The sequence below is a fragment of the Delftia sp. DS1230 genome (genome assembly GCF_040112715.1).
GTDB lineage: Bacteria > Pseudomonadota > Gammaproteobacteria > Burkholderiales > Burkholderiaceae_C > Comamonas > Comamonas tsuruhatensis.
Genome location: NZ_CP157763.1, coordinates 5602181 through 5618469 on the forward strand (window position 1 = coordinate 5602181; position 16289 = coordinate 5618469).

The 16289-nt window shown below is 69.6% G+C and carries 13 protein-coding genes; 5 read left to right on the forward strand and 8 right to left on the reverse strand.

All coding sequences use genetic code 11. From position 1 onward, the window contains the following. Positions 1-67: 67 nt before the first annotated feature. Positions 68-748 carry a Fe2+-dependent dioxygenase gene (locus AAN986_RS25235; RefSeq protein ID WP_046986753.1) on the forward strand — a complete coding sequence of 227 codons (681 nt, stop codon included), beginning with the start codon at positions 68-70 and terminating at the stop codon, positions 746-748. Between the two features lie 24 nt (positions 749-772). On the opposite strand, the gene AAN986_RS25240 is transcribed toward AAN986_RS25235, so the two are convergent. The 7 genes from AAN986_RS25240 to AAN986_RS25270 all read right to left on the reverse strand — a co-directional run bounded on the left by AAN986_RS25240 (position 773) and on the right by AAN986_RS25270 (position 11221). Beyond that, positions 773-3136, reverse strand: coding sequence for a TonB-dependent siderophore receptor (locus AAN986_RS25240; RefSeq protein WP_047218526.1), 2364 nt, complete (start codon positions 3134-3136; stop codon positions 773-775). Between the two features lie 274 nt (positions 3137-3410). Beyond that, on the reverse strand, positions 3411-4400 hold the full coding sequence (locus AAN986_RS25245) for a FecR domain-containing protein (RefSeq protein ID WP_047218484.1): 990 nt from the start codon (positions 4398-4400) through the stop codon (positions 3411-3413). Next, positions 4397-4909: a sigma-70 family RNA polymerase sigma factor gene (locus tag AAN986_RS25250; protein WP_047218485.1), complete on the reverse strand. Its 513-nt coding sequence runs from the start codon at positions 4907-4909 to the stop codon at positions 4397-4399. Before AAN986_RS25250 ends, AAN986_RS25245 begins: the two co-directional genes overlap by 4 nt. Before the next feature lie 92 nt (positions 4910-5001). After that, the gene (locus tag AAN986_RS25255; RefSeq protein ID WP_206424531.1) at positions 5002-7416 is read right to left on the reverse strand and encodes a TonB-dependent siderophore receptor; all 2415 of its coding nucleotides are present in this window, start codon (positions 7414-7416) and stop codon (positions 5002-5004) included. 119 nt (positions 7417-7535) lie between these two features. Continuing rightward, on the reverse strand, positions 7536-8606 hold the full coding sequence (locus tag AAN986_RS25260) for a FecR domain-containing protein (RefSeq protein WP_047218487.1): 1071 nt from the start codon (positions 8604-8606) through the stop codon (positions 7536-7538). After that, the gene (locus tag AAN986_RS25265) at positions 8606-9103 is read right to left on the reverse strand and encodes a sigma-70 family RNA polymerase sigma factor (RefSeq protein WP_047218488.1); all 498 of its coding nucleotides are present in this window, start codon (positions 9101-9103) and stop codon (positions 8606-8608) included. Before AAN986_RS25265 ends, AAN986_RS25260 begins: the two co-directional genes overlap by 1 nt. Before the next feature lie 195 nt (positions 9104-9298). Then, a complete protein-coding gene (locus AAN986_RS25270; protein WP_206424532.1) occupies positions 9299-11221 on the reverse strand; it encodes a pseudouridine synthase in 1923 nt (640 codons plus the stop codon). Positions 11222-11397: 176 nt separating this feature from the next. On the opposite strand from AAN986_RS25270, the gene AAN986_RS25275 reads away from it, so the two are divergent. After that, positions 11398-11937, forward strand: a complete 540-nt coding sequence (locus AAN986_RS25275; protein ID WP_047218489.1) for a hypothetical protein — start codon at positions 11398-11400, stop codon at positions 11935-11937. A 17-nt stretch (positions 11938-11954) separates the two neighbouring features. Here the strand turns inward: AAN986_RS25275 and AAN986_RS25280 are convergent, their stop codons facing one another. Continuing rightward, complete coding sequence (locus AAN986_RS25280; RefSeq protein WP_016446586.1) at positions 11955-12821, reverse strand: helix-turn-helix domain-containing protein; 867 nt, start codon at positions 12819-12821, stop codon at positions 11955-11957. A 57-nt stretch (positions 12822-12878) separates the two neighbouring features. On the opposite strand from AAN986_RS25280, the gene AAN986_RS25285 reads away from it, so the two are divergent. From AAN986_RS25285 to AAN986_RS25295, 3 genes are read left to right on the forward strand one after another with little or no spacing between them, the layout of a single operon-like run. Next, positions 12879-14048, forward strand: coding sequence for an acyl-CoA dehydrogenase family protein (locus AAN986_RS25285; RefSeq protein WP_047218490.1), 1170 nt, complete (start codon positions 12879-12881; stop codon positions 14046-14048). A 14-nt stretch (positions 14049-14062) separates the two neighbouring features. Continuing rightward, on the forward strand, positions 14063-15070 hold the full coding sequence (locus AAN986_RS25290) for a tripartite tricarboxylate transporter substrate binding protein (protein ID WP_047218491.1): 1008 nt from the start codon (positions 14063-14065) through the stop codon (positions 15068-15070). Then, entirely contained in the window at positions 15070-16278 is a 1209-nt protein-coding gene (locus tag AAN986_RS25295; RefSeq protein WP_016451920.1) for a CoA transferase, read from the forward strand. Before AAN986_RS25290 ends, AAN986_RS25295 begins: the two co-directional genes overlap by 1 nt. The last annotated feature ends 11 nt before the right edge of the window (positions 16279-16289 follow it).

A 16289-nucleotide genomic window follows, 5' to 3' on the forward strand; every position in this document is an offset into this window, starting at 1 on the left:
GGCCATCGCCGCCTGCGGGGCTTTTTTGCGGGACACTCATTGATTCCGCCCTTGAGGACCGCCTGCCATGATGCTCCGCATACCCGCCCTGCTCAGCCCCGACGAAGTGCGCCAGTGCCGCCAGGCGCTGGAGCAGGCCCCCTGGCAGGACGGCCGCGCCACGGCCGGCCCCCTGGCGGCCCAGGTCAAGGCCAACCTGCAGCTGCCGCTGGACAGCCAGGCCGGCCAGGCGATAGGCAACCTCATCCTCGACAGGCTGGGGGCCAGCGCGCTGTTCATGTCGGCCACGCTGCCGCTGAAGGTGCTGCCGCCGCGCTTCAACCGCTACGAAGGCGGCGGCACCTACGGCAACCACATAGACAATGCCATCTTCACCATCCCCGGCACGGCCATCAAGGTGCGCAGCGATGTCTCCACCACCGTATTCCTCAGCGAGCCCGATGAATACGAAGGCGGCGAGCTGGTCGTGGAAGACACCTTCGGCCACCAGAGCGTGAAGCTGGCCGCAGGCGACGCCATCGTCTACCCCGGCACCAGCCTGCACCGCGTCAACCCCGTCACGCGCGGCACGCGCTACGCCAGCTTCTTCTGGACCCACAGCCTCGTGGCCTCGGACGAGAAGCGCCGCCTCCTGTTCGACCTGGACCAGCAGATCCAGCAGTTGACGCTGCGCCACCCGGGCGACCCCGCCCTATCCGCGCTGTCCGGCACGTACCACAACCTGTTGCGGATGTGGTCGCAGGCCTAGTGGAACAGCCGCCAGACAGCCGCATCAGAACCTGTAGCGGGCCGTGACCAGCACATTGCGCGGATCGCCATACACGCCCGTGCCATAGGAGCCCAGGCCCGGCATATAGATCTTGTCGAACAGGTTGTTGACGTTCAGCGTCACCGACCACTGGCGGTCCACGTCGTAGCGCGCCATCAGGCCCACCAGCGCATAGGCGCGCTGGTCGGCGCGCGCGTAGGGGGCGGCGGACTGCTGGTAGTAGGTCAGGCTCTGCCAGGCCAGCGAGCCGCCCACGGTCCACTGCGGGTTGAGACGGTAGCTGGTGCTGAGCTTGAACAGGTGGCGCGGCTGGTTGGTGTTGACCGCGCTGAGGATCACGTCGGGCTGGGCCGGCGCACGCGAAGTGCGGTAGGTGTAGCCGCCGTAGATGTTCCAGGCCGGCGTGATACTGCCCGACACCTCCATCTCCACGCCCTTGCTGGCCACGCCGTCGATGGCCGCATAGACCTCTTCCCCGGATTGCGGGTTGGCGCTGACGTACTGCGCGGCATTGCGCTGCTGGATGTGGAACAGCGCCAGCGAGGCGTTGAGCCGGCCGTCCAGGAACTCGCCCTTGACGCCCACTTCGCGGCTGCGGCCCGTGAGCGGCGGCAGCGGGCTGCCGGCAGCGTCCTTGTAGTAGGTCTGCGGATTGAAGATATCGGTCTGGCTGGCGTACAGCGACAGCTGGCGGTTCAGGTCATACACCACGCCCGCATAGGGCACGGTCTTGTGCGCCACGCGCAGCGCGTTGTTCACGACGTAGCTGCCGTTCAGGCCCGTGGTGTCGTCCAGCATGTCGTACCAGCTCACGCGCGCACCCAGGATCACCGACAGATCGTCCGTGGGCCGCAGGCGCGCGGCGCCGAAGACACCCTTTTCCACGATGCGCGTCATGCGGTGGTTGCGCAGCTGGAAATCGGGCCGGGGCACCTGGCCGTCCCACTCGAAGTAGTTGCCCACGGGGCCGTAGGCATTGCTGTAGCCGGGCGCATGGCGGCGCTGGCGCGACCAGCTGGCGCCGAACGACAGCTCATGCTCGCGCCCGAACAGCTGCAACGGCCCGGACAGCGCCGCATTCACGGCCTGCGTGGTGGCATCGGTGGGAATCTTGTTGGACAGCATGTTGATGCCCAGGCCGCTGACCGGGTCCACCATGCCGTGGGCTGCCACGCCGACCTCCACGTCGCGCGACTGGCGCAGCCGGCTGGCAGACAGGTCCATCTTCCAGCCATTGCCGAAGCTGTGCTTGAGTTCGGCAAACACGTTGGTGCTGTCGTTGTCCCAGTACGACCAGCGCGCCGCAGGGTTGAGCGAGGTGGGGAAGTGCGTGCGGCTGCCATCCTTGAAGAACAGCGGGATGTGGCCGAAGCTGGCCCCGTCGGCGCGCGTCTGCATGTGGTCAATGCCCAGGCTGGCCACGGTGCCCGGGCCCAGGTCGGCCTCGATGATGCCGTACAGGCTGCGCACGTTGCGGCTGTAGTCGTCCACATGGGACCTGGCGTTCTGCGCCACGGCCACCACGCGGGCGCGCACGCGGCCGTCTTCGGTCAACGGCGCGGAGATGTCGCCCACGCCGCGCAACCGGTCATGGCTGCCGATGGCCGCCTCGGCCGAGGCCTGGAAGGTCTTGGTGGGCCGCTTGCGCACCAGATTGACCACGGCCGACGGATAGCCCGCGCCCGTGAGCAGGCCTGTGGCGCCCTTGACCACTTCCACGCGGTCATAGATGGCGCTGTCGGCCAGCGAGGTCGTGTACTGGTTGGCCGAATCCATGGTGTTGGGCACGCCGTCGAACTGGAAATTCTCGATGGCATAGCCGCGCGAGTAGAAGGTGGTGCGCTCGCTGTCGTTGCGGCCCACGGTGATGCCGGGCGTCTTCTCCAGCACCTCCGGCAGGCTGGTCAGGCCCTGGTCGTCCATGAGCTGGCGCGTGACCACGCTGACCGACTGCGGCGTCTCGCGCTGCGACAGGCCCAGCCGTGTGGCCGTGCTGGACTGGCGCGTGGCGTAGGAGCCCGTGCCTTCGGAGACCGCGCTGCGCTCGGCAGCGGCCGTCACGTTGACCGTGGCCAGCGCCGTGCCCTCGGCAGCGGAGACCGGCGCCGTCGGCACCGCCGCGCGCCGCAGCGCGTAGCCCCCGCCCTGCCCCGCCTGGGGCACGGCTTCCAGGCCGCTGCCCGCCAGCAGGGCGGCCAGGCCCTCGCGCACCGAATAGCTGCCATGCAGGGCCGCGCCGGTCTTGCCTGCCGTCAGGCTGCCATCGGCGGTCAGCAGAATACCGGCCTGGGTGGCAAAAGCGTTAAGGGCACGGTCCAGCGGCGCGGCAGGCAGATCGAAGCGCTGGGCGGCAGCCGGCGCGGCCATGGTTTGCGCGTGGGCGGCAGTGGCGCTCAGGCCACCGACAGCGCAGGCCTGCAGGGCCATGGCGAGCACGGTTCTGGCGAAGGCAGGCGCCAGCGCGGGAGCCTGTGCAGGAGGTCGGAAGCGGACAAGAGCGCCGGGCACGGGGTGCGGCATGGAGGATTCCTTTCGATGGATGGCGGACATAGCCATTCACTGCAGAAAATGGCTGTTGTCTCTATCCCGAACGAGATCCGGAAAGCGGCACGCCCTGCCGCAAATATTTTTTTGCCGGATCTCAGGCCGGTCCCACCGTGACCCAGAAACGCGTGGTCCGGCGCACGCGCACCGGCAGCGCGCCCTGCAGCGCGGCCAGCGTGGCATCGCTGTCGTCCAGCGAGAACACGCCCGAGACGATCTGCCCGGCCACGGCCGGGTCGCAGCGCAGCACGCCACGGCGGTAGCGCGACAGCTCGGCCAGAAAGTCTTCGAGGCGCATGCGCTCGGCCACCAGCAGGCCGCGTGTCCAGGCGGCATCGCCCTGCGGCGGCAAGACGCCGGCCTGCACCGTCTCGGCGCCGAAGTCTGCCCACTCGCCGGCCTCCACGCGGCGCGACGGCCCCTGCAGCGGAGCGACGGCCACCGCCCCCTCGAATACTTCGACCCGGTCCCGCCCCGCTGCGCCGCCACCGTCCAGACGCACGGAAAACCGTGTCCCCAGCGCCTGCAGCGTGCCCCGGGGAGTCTCCACTATGAAGGGGAGATGCGCGCCGGCCGGATCCGACGCCGTGCGCACATGGATGGCACCCGCTCGCAGCAGCAGGCGGCGTTCCGTGGCCGTGTAGCGCAGGTCCAGCGCGCTGCCTGTGTCCAGCGTGACCACGGAGCCGTCGGCCAGTCGGTGCTCGCGCCGCTCGCCCGTGCCCGTGTGCAGCGCGGCCAGCTGACCGCTGCGCTCCAGTGCGCCATGACCGGCATAGAGCGCCACGCCCGTGCCCGCGCCCCAGGCCAGCACGCGCAGCGCCTTGCGCCTCCCGGCCGCGGGCGCACGCGCCGTGCGCAGCGTGCGCGAGGCCAGCTGCGGCGGCACGGCCTGCAAGCGCTGCTGCATTTGCATCAGCTGCTGCCAGGCCTCCTCGTGACGGGCATCGGCCGCGCGCCACGCGGCCAGGGCCTGGTGTTCGGCCTCGGTGGCGCTGCCCGACAGCAGCACGGCCATCCAGTCGAAGGCCTGGTCCAGGGCCTCGGTCGGATCGGCGGCAAGGAGTCCGGTGGCGGTGTGCGTCATTCCATCAGCGCCTGGAAACATGCCTGCAGCGCATCGCGCATGTGCTTGCGCACCGTGCGCTCGGCCGTGCCCACGCGCGGGGCGATCTCGGCATAGGTCAGGCCCTCGAACTGCGAGAGCATGAACACCTCGCGCACGCGCGGCGGCAGCGCATCCAGCATGGCGTCCACGCGCACCAGGGTCTGCAGCGCAATCGCCCGCTCTTGGGGCGAAGGCGCAAACGATTCGGGCAGCAGCGCCAGCGCCTCCAGATAGGCGGCCTCCAGCCTGCGCCGGCGCAGCAGGTCCACCACCAGTCCCTTGGCGATCTGCACCAGGTAGGCGCGCGGCTCCTCTTCCTGCCGGGGCAGGCGGCGCGAGACGATCAGGCGCACCCAGGTGTCCTGCGACAGGTCCGCAGCGTCGCAGGCGTTGCCCATGCGGCGCCGCAGCCAGCCCAGCAGCCAGGGCTGGTGGGCGACATAGAGCGATTGGATGGGGTCGGGAGCGGAGGGTGATGAGTGAGGCATCGGGGCAAGGCGCCATGGAGTGCCACGGCGCCAAAGACGAATGGTTCTTATTATCCATTCATCCCGGCGCCCTCCGCCCGCGCCGCAGTCGCCTACCAGCGATAGGTCACGCCTGCGGACACGGTGCGCGCCCTGCCGTAGTAGCAGCCAAAGGCGTAGTTGCAGCTGGAGACATAGTTCTTGTCGAACAGGTTCTGGACGTTGATGGTGCCCTCCAGCCCGCGCAGGCTGGCGTCGATCAGGCCTAGGTCATAGCGCAGCGCGGCATCGAAGACCAGGTAGGCCGGCGTGCGGAAGCTGTTGGCGGAGTCGCCGAAGGCGCTGCCCGACCAGCGCGCGCCTGCTCCCACGCTCAGGCCCGCATGCAGGTGGTGGTTGACCCACAGCGAGGCACGCCAGCGCGGCGTCGAGGCCCATTGCTTGCCGATTTCTTCGGCATCGTTGGACCGCAGGGTGCGCATGTCGGCGTAGCTGAAGCCGCCGGCAATGTCCCAGGCCGCGCCCAGGCTGGCCTTGATCTCCATTTCCGCGCCCCGGGACTGCACCTCCCCGGTTTGCACCGAGTAGCCGGGGTGCTCGCGGTCCGTGGTGGTGAGATTGCGCTGGCGTATGTCGAACATCGCCAGGCTCAGCAACAGGTTCTTGCCGGGTGGCTGGTACTTCACGCCCGCCTCGATCTGCTTGCCCGTGGTGGGATCGAAAGGCCGGCCATGGAAGTCCGTGCCCACGATGGGCACGAAGGACTCGGAATAGCTCAGGTAGGGCGCCACGCCGTTGCCGGCCAGCCAGGTCACCCCCGCACGGCCCGTGAAGGCCTTGTGGTCCTGGCGGGTGCGCGTGGCCTCCATGAGGTCCTTGTTGTCGATGCCGGCCCAGTCATGGCGTCCGCCCACGGTCAGCACCAGATCGCGCCAGCGCATCTGGTCCTGCAGGTAGACCCCGGTCTGATCCACGGTGTTGTCCCAGCGTGTGGTCAGTGTGGGCGCAGCCGTGGGCAGGCCGTAGCCGGGCGCATACAGGTCGATGGGGGCAGAGGCGTAGTCGTTGTAGCCCTCGTACTTGCGCGAGAAGCGGCGGTAATCCACCCCGCCCAGCAGCGTGTGGCTCACGGGGCCGGTGCTGGCCTTGACCTCCAGGTGGTTGTCCAGGCTCAGCACGCTGTTGTGCTGCGCCCAGTCCAGCTTGGTGCGGGTGGCGCGGCCGTAGTCGATGGCTCCCCCGGCGTCGCGCGCAAAGGCGCGCAGGTAAAAGCCCTTCCAGCGGTCCCGCACGTCGGTGAAAAGCAGCTTTTGCCGCCAAAGCACACTGTCGTTGAAGCGGTGCGCGAAGTCGGCGCCCAGCACGGCCTGGTTGCGCCAGAAGTCGTTGTAGCCAGGCTGGCCGTTGAAGAAGCTGCGGCTGATCCTTTTGCCGTCAGGTCCCTCGAACAGGCTGCCCACGGCCGGCATGGCCTGGTAATCCCACACGCCCTGGTCGCGCTGCAGTTGCGCATACAGGGTCAGCGAGGTGCGAGCATCGGGCCGCCAGGTCAGGCTGGGGGCCACGAACAGGCGGCTGCTGCGCGTGTGGTCGGCCTGCTGGCCGCCGCCATTGGCCACAGCCACCAGGCGGTAGAGCAGACCGCGCTCGGCATCCAGGGTGCCGGAGAGGTCCAGCGCCGCATCAGCGCGCCCGTGGCTGCCCACGCCCAGCCGCACCTCGCGCAAGGGTTCGGCCATGGGCCGCTTGCTGACCAGATTGATCACGCCGCCGGGCTGGTTCTGCCCGTAGAGCACCGAGGCCGGGCCCTTGAACACCTCGATGCGCTCCAGGCTGTAGGGCTCGATCTGGGCGGCACCTCCCAGGCTGCCCGCATACGGCAGGTAGGCGCCATCGAGGTACAGCGATGCCGGAGAGAAGCCGCGCGAGGCGGTTTCGTCGGCCTGCATGTAGTTCTCGGTATAGCCCGAGGAATCCACGCCCGGCGTATAGCGCAGCGCCTGGGAAACGCTGATGGCGCCCCGCGCGGCGATCTCGTCGGCGGTGACCACGTTGATGGTCTGGGGCACCTCGACGATGGCCGTATCGGTCTTGGAGCCTGCCGTGCTGCGCCGCGCCACGTAACCGGCCACCGGGCCTTCGCCGCCCACCTCCTCGGCGCGCGCGGTGACGATGACGGGCGCCAGCTCCATCCCGCTGCCGGCCGGCAGCTGCCGGACCTGCTCCACGCGCCGCAGCGCATAGCCGCCGCCGGCCTGGCGCACGGCCTGCCAGGCGGTGCCGGCCAGCAGGGCCTCGAAGGCAGCCTCCACCGTGTAGCTGCCGCGCAGGCCCGCGCTGCGCTGTCCGGCCGTCTGATCGGCCGTGAAGATCAGAGCCACGCCGGCCTGGGCGGCCGTGCTGCGCAAGGCGGCATCCAGCGGGCCGGCAGCGACGTCATAGCTGCGCTGGGCCTGGGCCAGCACGGCGGCGGGCATGAGCGCGATGGCCAGCGCCAGCGCGGGGCGGGGCATGAAAAGGGGTTGCATGGTCCTGGGTTCTCCCTGTGTTCCGATATCGAAAATCAAAGCTCTCGGAAACAAGGAAGCGCGGCTCGGGAAATCGGGTCACCCCCGGCGCAAAAAAAGCGAAAAGGAAGAAAAAAGCCTCAGCCGCGCACCTGCGCAGGCTCCACCACCACCCACCAGCGCGTGCGCCAGCGCAGCTGCACGGGCAGCGCACCGGGCAGCATGGCCAGCACGGCGTCCGTGCCATCGATGCCGCCTTCGTCCAGCGGGAACACGCCAGAGAACCGCAGCCCGGCCACGGCCGGATCGGCGTGCAGCCAGCCGGGGCGGTAGCGGTTGAGCTCGGCCAGGAAGTCGTCCAGGCGCTGGTTGTCCACCCACAATTGGCCCCGGCTCCAGGCGTCGTCCGCGGGGCCTGCCGGCTGCACCGTGCCCCAGCCCGTGCGCGTGAAGTCCATGGCCTCGCCCGCCTGCAGGCGCCGTGCGGATGCGCCTGTGCCGGCCGGGCGCAGCTCCACGGCGCCCTCGAACACCGCCACGCGCGCACCTGCCTGGCTGCTGCGCACCATGAAGCGCGTGCCCAGGGCGCGCACGCGGCCGTGGGCGGTCTCCACCACAAAGGGCAGATCGCCCAGCGCACCTGCGGGATGACCGGTGGTGAACAGCGCCTCGCCGGCCAGCAGGCGCAGCCGGCGCTCGCTGCCGTCGAACTGCAAGGCCACGGCGCTGCCGGGGCCCAGCAGCATGTCCGTGCCGTCGGGCAGGCTCCAGCGGCGGCGCTGCGTGCCGGTGGAGTAGTCGGCCGCCATCTGCTGCCACTGCGGCGTGCGGCTGGCCAGCCAGCCCGCGCCCGCCGCCGTGCCCAGGCCCGCGAACAGGCCCAGCAGGCGCCGCCGCGCAGCCCGGGGAGCAGCGGACAGGCCGCGATAGCCCGCGCCACCGGCGTTGAGCCCCGTCAGCGCGCCCGTGACGGCCTGCAGATGGGCCCAGGCGCGGCCATGGTCGGCGTCTTCATCGAGCCAGCGCTGCCAGCGCGCCCGGTCGGCGGCCGAGGCCTGGCCCGATTGCAGCAGCGCAAACCAGCCGGCAGCCGCCCGCGCCACGCCGGCCGGCAAGGGCCGGCCCAGCGCCTGGGGCGCCTGGATACTGCTGCCGGGTAGCGGCGTGGCGCTGGACAGGCGCCGAGGATCGGAAGGAGGCACCGGCGCCATCAGGACAGCGCCAGCACGAAGCAGCGCTCGTAGCCCTGGGCCAGGTAGCGCTTGACGCTGGTCATGGACACGCCCAGGCGCTCGGCGATCTGCGCATAACTCAGGCCTTCAAGATGGGCCAGCAAAAAGGCATCGCGCACCTTGGGCGCCAGCGCGTCCAGCGCCTGGTCCACGGCCTGCAGTGATTCGAGCGCGATCAGCCGCTCCTCGGGCGAGGGAGCCAGCTCGGCCGGCAGCAGGGCCAGGGTGTCGAGATAGGCGCGCTCCAGCAGCCGGCGCCGGTGCTGGCGAATCACAAGATGGCGGGCCACGGTGGCCAGGAAGGGGCGCGGCTGCTCGATGCGGCCGGCCATGCCCGAGGTGATCACGTTGACGAAAGTGTCGTGCGCGATATCGGAAGCCTCGAACACATTGCCCAGCTTGCGGCGCAGCCAGCCTTGCAGCCAGCCGTGGTGTTCGACATAGAGGGTGTGTACAGGATCGGCCGGTGCGCGCATGAAAAGACGGACGCGCCCCGGACTGGCGTGCCGCAGCGCTGAAGCTCGTTTGAGAATGGTTCGCATTCTAAACACGAGCTCAAAACCGTCGCTGCCCAAATCAGGGGCACCGAGGAAGGGCCGTCCCGCACCGAGGGTGCCGTCCCCCTCCCGCGAAGCGAGAGAGGGGGAAGCGGCGCAGCCGCTCAGGGGGTGCTAAAAATTCTCGTGTGCACCCAAATAGCGCCACTGGCCCACAGGCAGGTTGCCCAGCGTCACGCGGCCGATGCGGATGCGCTTGAGGCCCACCACGCGCAGGCCCACCAGTTCGCACATGCGGCGGATCTGGCGCTTCTTGCCTTCGGTCAGCACGAAGCGCAGCTGCTCGGGGTTCTGCCAGTCCACCTTGGCGGGCTTGAGTTCCTCGCCGTCCAGCGACAGGCCATGGCACAGGCGTGCCAGCTGCTCGGCCGGGAACACGGATTGCACGTCGATGTCGCGGTCGCCGTAGGTCACGCGTACCAGGTACTCCTTGTCCATCTCAGAGTCTTCGCCAATGATCTGGCGCGCCACGCGGCCATCCTGGGTCATGACCAGCAGGCCCACGGAGTCGATGTCCAGCCGGCCGCAGGGCGCCAGGCCCTTGAGCTGCGCGAAGTTGAAGCGCGTGCGGCTGGTGTCCTGGTTCCAGTGGTTCTGGGGAGTGACCAGGACCACGGCGGGCTCGTGGCCATCCTCGGCCTGTCCGCTGACGTAGCCCATGGGCTTGTGGATCAGGATGGTGACCTGCTGGTCCTGGCGGTCACGTGCCTCGCGCTCGACCGTGATGCGGTCGGCGGCCACCACGTTCTGGCCCATGACGGCGAGTTCGCCGTTGACGCGGACCCAGCCCTTGTCCACCCACTCGTCGGCCTCGCGGCGCGAGCACAGGCCCATGTCGGCCAGGCGCTTGTTGATGCGCACGGCGCCCGGAACCTGCTCCTGCACGGGCGCGGGGGCACGCTTGACGGGAATCTCGCGGCTGGCGCCACCATCAGCGGGACGGTAGGTGCGGATGCCGCTGAGCGGACGGTAGGCGGGTTCGGCCTGGGCCGGCGCATCGCGGCGCGGGCCGCGGGCGTCATCACGGCGGGGACCGCGCGCATCGTCGCGGCGGGGGCCCCGGGCGTCGTCACGGGGGCGATCACGGAAGCCGCCTTCCCGGGGGCCGTCACGGGGGCCGTCACGTTGCCCATCACGCGGACGCTCGTCGCGCTGGCCATAGGGCCGGTCGCGGCGATCATCCGGACGGGGCGGACGCGGGGGACGGGAGTCGCGCATGTCGCCCGCATGGCGCGTGTCACGCGCATCACGGGGATCGCGCTGCTCGCGCGGGGCACGGTTTTCGCCGCCGCCCTGGCCACGCCAGTCGCCACGCGGCTGGGAACGGTCCAGGTCCTCGGCACGGCCGAAACCGCTGCTGCGCGGGCGCTGATCACGGGCGTCGCCGCGGGGTGCCGCATCACGGGCATCGCCGCGAGGGCCTGCGTCACGGCGGTCGGAGCGCTCGTAGCGTTCATTGCGCCCGCCGCGGTCATTGCGGTCGTTGCGGTCATTGCGCGGGCCGCGTGCGCCCGCAGATCTGCCTGCGCCACCAGAGGGGCGGCGGGCATCGCCAGCCGGCTCGGCCTGTGGCTTTTCGGGGCGGCGCAGCACAGGGCGCGCGGAGGGCGCTGCCGCCTCGTCGGCGCCGGGCCGGGACGGTTTGGAAGAAGTAGGGGATGACATTAGGCCGCCATTGTCGCGCGGCACGGCCTGCAGCGGCAGCGCCCTGCGGCCAATACGGGCATTGCGCTCGGCTATCGGCCCCGCGCTGCCCCGGCCCGCCGGGACCCCTGCGCGGTCCCGCAGCGAAGCGCCTGCACGAAGGACGGCACACCCGTTGTGCGAGCCCGATTCCCGTCCATGGCAATGCACCTGGCCCCCAGGCCCATCCCATTCGCTGTATCCGTCGCGATATGCATATTCATATGAATCCCCTATGAAAGATGGATCAGGATGAATCAACTCGCCACGAAAATTCGCCATCCGGCCAATGAGGGAATAACAGTCCATGGCATTTGATATGTAAAAAACTGTATTTCTCACGAGCGCATTCATTCATTTTCCATTGCAAACCAATCCATTGGGCTTGCCATTTCCCATGTATCTCCCCATAGAATGGCGCCCGTCCAGAGACAGGGGCCCTCTTTCGAGACAACAGCCCTGCGCGCAGCGCCCGCTGCGGCATCCAGACCATCACGCCCGGAATCCCGCCTCATTCAACAAGGAAAACCATGAGCGATACACCCAACCTATTGAATTCCATGCCCTTGAAAGAACAATTCAAGGCGCTGCTCATCACCAAAATGGACTTGACGGGAATCGAGTGGTCCGATATGGAGACCGCCATCGGCCCGAATGCCGACAAATACCGTCCGCTGTGGGAGCGCATGGTCGGCGGGAAAAAGGGATTCTTCGCCGCACTCAGTCCCTGCTGGACGGCCATTCCCTTCATGGGCGTGTCCTGGGCCATTGCCCGCCGCGTCTACGCCTATGCCGTGGTGGCCTTCATCACCCTGTTGATCATCAACCTGCTGATGCCCGGCACGGGCGGCGCGGGCCGCGTGCTCGGCATCGCGGTGGCGATTTCCTTCACTGTCAAGCGCACCTACCTGCAGTGGCTGGTCACGCGCGTACAGCAGATCAACCAGATGGGCCTGGCGGGCGCTGCGCGTGAAGAGGCGCTGCGCCAGATCGGCGGCCTGGACCAGAAGAACGGCTGGATCTCCTTCGGCGTGCTGCTGGCCATCGGCATCGTGCTGGCCGCCTTCTGAAGCGCCAGGCCCGCAGATCAGCGGTCCACGGGCAGCCGGTCGCACAGGGCCACCAACTGCGCCAACTGGGGGCCCACATCCCGGATCAGCGTGCGGGCCGGCATGCGCAGGCCCGGCACGGCGCAGTTGAACAGCAGCCGGCGCGACCCGTAGCGGATGCGCGAGGCCGCACCCACGGCGCACACGCCCAGGCCGGAGTCGCCCATGTTGACCGCGAAGCCCCGGGCGGCATAGTGCGCCAGGCTTTCGCTGGCGTTGTCCCTGCAGCGCGCATATTCCTCGGGCCGCTGGCTGCGTACGCGGTCCAGGAAGCGCTGAAGTTCCCCGGCATCGAGCTGGGCCAGCCCTGCCCGGCCCATGGCCGTTTCCAGCACGCCGCGCACGGCGCCCACGCCGGGTCGCTTGAGCGTGCCGCCCTCCCAGGCGCAGGTATCCAGATAGACCACATCCAGGTCCATGACCACGCCCACCGACACCGCCCCCTTCACACGGTCGGCCAGCGCCTGCATGGGCAGGCGCAGCGGGCCGAGCAAGGGCGTATTGATCACATAGGGGTAGCCCAGGGCGACGGCGGCCGGGCCGACGAAGTAGCGGTCCAGCCGCTCGTCATGGTCCAGGTAGCCCATGGTCTGCAGGCTGCGGCACAGCCTGGACACGGTGGGGCGCGGCAGGCCCAGGCGGCGGGCCAGCTCGCTGTTGGCATGCGGACGCGGGTCGCTGACGAAGCACTGCAGGATCATCAGCCCCTTGGCCAGCGTGCCCGCGAAATACGGGTCCTGCTCGCGGATGCGGCAGACATCCTGCGAGTCCCTGGGTTGGTGGGCAATGGGGGTGTGGGGCACGTGGCGATTGTGCGGACCACCGCCGCAAAGCCGCAACTGCATTTCAATATTTGAAACTGCATTGCAGCCCTGGTGCCCGCGCTTCCTACAGTGCGGCCCATGAGCCAAGCCCCCACCCCCCATCCCGCCGACGCCCGCCTGCAGGCGTTGATTGCAGACATCCGCCATTTCGTGCGCCACCGCTGGCATCCGCTCGAAGAGCAGATCGAGCGCGACGACAGCATTCCGCCCGCCGTGGTCCAGGAGCTGCGCGACAAGGGCTATTTCGGCTGGAGCATTCCCCAGGCCTACGGCGGCCTGGGCCTGAGCACCGAGGAGCTGGTGCGCTGCGCCTTCGAGCTGTCCCAGGCCTCGGTGGCGCTGCGGGCCCGCGTGGGCACCAACACCGGCATTGGCTCCGAAGCCCTCGTGGCCGACGGCACCGAGGCGCAAAAGCAGCGCTGGCTGCCGCGCATGGCGCGCGGCGAGCTCACGGGTTGCCTGGCGCTGACCGAGCCGGACGCGGGCTCGGAGGCGAGCAACATCCAGACCACGGCGCGCCGCGAGGGCGACCACTATGTGCTCAACGGCAGCAAGCGCTTCATCACCAATGCGCCGCTGGCCGATGTGTTCACCGTCATCGCCCGCACCGGCGAAGGCAGCACGGGCAGCGAGGGGCTGACGGCCTTCTTCGTGGAGCGCTCGCCGGGCCTGGTGACAGGCCGGCCCTATCGCAAGATGGGCCAGGCGGGCTCGCCCGTGTCGGACGTGCATTTCCAGGACTGCCGCGTGCCGGCGGACCAGATCATCGGCGGGCGCGAGGGCCAGGGCTTCAAGACCGTGATGAAGGTGCTCAACAAGCAGCGCCTGCACCTGGCCGCGCTGTGCACGGGGCCGGCGATCCGCATGCTGGACCTGGCGCTGGCCCATGTGCGCCAGCGCGAGCAGTTCGGCCAGCCGGTGGCGAACTTCCAGCTGGTGCAGGCCATGCTGGCCGACAGCCGCACCGAGATCTTCGCGGCGCAATCCATGATCCTGGAGGCCGCCCGCGCCCGCGACCGGGGCGAGGACGTGGCGCTGTCCGCCTCCATGTGCAAGTACTTCGCCTCCGAGATGTGCGGCCGCGTGGCCGACCGCGCCGTGCAGATGTTCGGCGGCGCGGGCTATGTGGCCGACTTCAGCCCCATCGAGCGCTACTTCCGCGACGTGCGCCTGTTCCGCCTCTACGAAGGCACCAGCCAGATCCACCAGCTCAACATCGCCAAGCTCATGCTGCGCGAGAGCGCCTGACACCGGAGGCCCCCATGACACGCCCCCTCACCTCGAAGCACCTGGCCACCCTGGGCCTGCTGGCCGCGCTGTGTGCCTGCGCGCAGGCTACCCAGGCGGCCCAAGCGGCACAGACGGCCCAAGCGGCTTTTCCCGATCGGCCCGTGCGCGTGATCGTTCCCTTTCCCGCAGGCGGCAGCACCGACCTCGTGGCCCGTGCCCTTTCGGTGGAACTGGGCAAGGCCCTGGGACAGCCCGTGGTGGTGGAGAACAAGCCGGGCGCGGGCAGCCTGGTCGGCTCGGAACTCGTGGCCCGCGCCGCGCCCGACGGCTACACCCTGCTCATGGCAGGCCTGAGCAATGTCTTCCTGCCCCATGTGCACGCCAACCTCAAGTGGAATCCGCTGACCGACTACGAGTACATCGGCCTGGTGGCCGACCTGCCCAACGTCATCGCCGTCAACGCCAAGACCCCCTACCGCACGCTGGCCGAACTGGTGGCGGCCGACAAGGCCAGGCCCGGCACGCTGTCCTTCGGCTCGGCCGGCACGGCCACGCCCTCGCACCTGGTCTGCGAGATGGTCAACCACCGGCTCGGCACCAAGATGCAGCACCTGCCCTACAAGGGCAACGCCCCGGCCGTCAACGACCTCATGGCCGGCCACATCCCGGTGATGTGCAACAACCTGGGCGGCACCCTGCCCTACATGCAGGGCGGGCAGATCCGCATCCTGGCGCAGACCGGCAAGAGCCGCTCGCCCGCCGCGCCCGACATTCCCACCTTTGCCGAGCTGGGCGTGGCCGGGCTGGACACCGGCCTGTGGGTGGGCCTGGCCGCGCCCAAGGGCACGCCGCAGCAGATCGTGGCCACGCTCAACCAGGCGCTGGCCAAGGCCATGGCCTTGCCCGAGACACGCGACAAGCTGGCGCGCCTGGGCGCCACGCCGCTGCCCACGCAGGCGGCGGACTTCCACCAGCGCGTGGCCGAAGACCGCCGCGCCTGGGAGCCCGTGCTGAAGAACGTGGACCTGAAAGGCAACTGATGCAGCGCCAAGGCTATCCGCTGGAGGGTGTGCGCATCCTCGACATGGCCACGGTGCTGGCCGCCCCCTTCTCGGCCACCCTGTGCGGCGACCTGGGCGCCGACGTCGTCAAGCTGGAGCTGCCCGGCGGCGGCGACACGCTGCGCAGCCTGGCCCCCGTGCACGACGGCCACGCCGTGTTCTGGAAAACCGCCAACCGGGGCAAGCAGGGCATCTCGCTGGACGTGCGCAAGGCCGAGGGCCGCATGCTGTTCCTGCGGCTGATCGAGGATTTCGACGTGCTCGTGGAAAACTTCCGCACCGGCACGCTGGACCGCTGGGGGCTGGACCTGGCCACCTTGCATGCCCGCAACCCGCGCCTCATCGTGCTGCGCCTGACGGGCTTCGGCCAGACCGGCCCCTATGCGCGCCGGCCGGGCTTTGCGCGCATCTTCGAGGCCATGAGCGGCTTCGCCCACCTCACGGGCGAGGCGGGCGGCCCGCCCCAGCACATGAACTACCCGCTGGGCGATGCCGTGGCCGGGCTGTTCGGCGCCTTCTCCATCGCGGCCGCACTGGCCGAGCGCAATGCACAGCCTCCAGGCGAACGGCGCGGCCTGGAGATCGACCTGTCGGCCACCGAAGCCATGCTGCGCCTGCTGGACCCGCTGGCGGCCGAGTACCAGCTGGGCGGACAGGCACGCAGCCGCACGGGATCGTGCGCGGGCTACACGGCGCCCTCCAACGTCTACCGCACGCGCGACGGCGCCTGGCTCACCGTGGTCGCCACGGGCGATGCCATCTTCGCGCGCCTGTGCCAGGCCATGGACCGCGCCGACCTGGCCGCCGACCCGCGCTTTGCGGACAACGCCGCGCGCATCCGCCACCTGCAGGCACTGGATGCGCTGATCGTTCAATGGTGCGCAGGCCTGGACTGCGCCCAGGCCACGGCCGCGCTGGCCGCGCACGACATCCCGTTCAGCAAGGTCTGTTCGGCCGAGGACGTGCTGCAGGACCCGCATTTCGCGGAACGCGGCAGCTTCATCGCGCTGCCCGACCCCGACCTGGGCCCCCTCGCCGCCCCCGCCCCCGTGCCACGCTTCACGGGCCGCCAGGCCCCTTCGCCCCGCAGCGGCCCGGCCACAGGCCAGGACAATGCATGCATCTATGCGGCGTTGGGGCTGGATGCGCAGCAGCAGGAGAGGCTGCGGCGCGAGGGCGTGATCTGAAAATGTGCAGT

What these genes read in the sequence shown, in the direction of transcription:
- AAN986_RS25255 (WP_206424531.1), bottom strand. Translation starts at nt 7,416, where the DNA reads ATGCAACCCCTTTTCATGCCCCGCCCCGCGCTGGCGCTGGCCATCGCG.
- AAN986_RS25290 (WP_047218491.1), top strand. Translation starts at nt 14,063, where the DNA reads ATGACACGCCCCCTCACCTCGAAGCACCTGGCCACCCTGGGCCTGCTG.
- AAN986_RS25270 (WP_206424532.1), bottom strand. Translation starts at nt 11,221, where the DNA reads ATGAATGCGCTCGTGAGAAATACAGTTTTTTACATATCAAATGCCATG.
- AAN986_RS25275 (WP_047218489.1), top strand. Translation starts at nt 11,398, where the DNA reads ATGAGCGATACACCCAACCTATTGAATTCCATGCCCTTGAAAGAACAA.
- AAN986_RS25245 (WP_047218484.1), bottom strand. Translation starts at nt 4,400, where the DNA reads ATGACGCACACCGCCACCGGACTCCTTGCCGCCGATCCGACCGAGGCC.
- AAN986_RS25295 (WP_016451920.1), top strand. Translation starts at nt 15,070, where the DNA reads ATGCAGCGCCAAGGCTATCCGCTGGAGGGTGTGCGCATCCTCGACATG.
- AAN986_RS25265 (WP_047218488.1), bottom strand. Translation starts at nt 9,103, where the DNA reads ATGCGCGCACCGGCCGATCCTGTACACACCCTCTATGTCGAACACCAC.
- AAN986_RS25260 (WP_047218487.1), bottom strand. Translation starts at nt 8,606, where the DNA reads ATGGCGCCGGTGCCTCCTTCCGATCCTCGGCGCCTGTCCAGCGCCACG.
- AAN986_RS25240 (WP_047218526.1), bottom strand. Translation starts at nt 3,136, where the DNA reads ATGGCCGCGCCGGCTGCCGCCCAGCGCTTCGATCTGCCTGCCGCGCCG.
- AAN986_RS25250 (WP_047218485.1), bottom strand. Translation starts at nt 4,909, where the DNA reads ATGCCTCACTCATCACCCTCCGCTCCCGACCCCATCCAATCGCTCTAT.
- AAN986_RS25235 (WP_046986753.1), top strand. Translation starts at nt 68, where the DNA reads ATGATGCTCCGCATACCCGCCCTGCTCAGCCCCGACGAAGTGCGCCAG.
- AAN986_RS25285 (WP_047218490.1), top strand. Translation starts at nt 12,879, where the DNA reads ATGAGCCAAGCCCCCACCCCCCATCCCGCCGACGCCCGCCTGCAGGCG.
- AAN986_RS25280 (WP_016446586.1), bottom strand. Translation starts at nt 12,821, where the DNA reads ATGCAGTTGCGGCTTTGCGGCGGTGGTCCGCACAATCGCCACGTGCCC.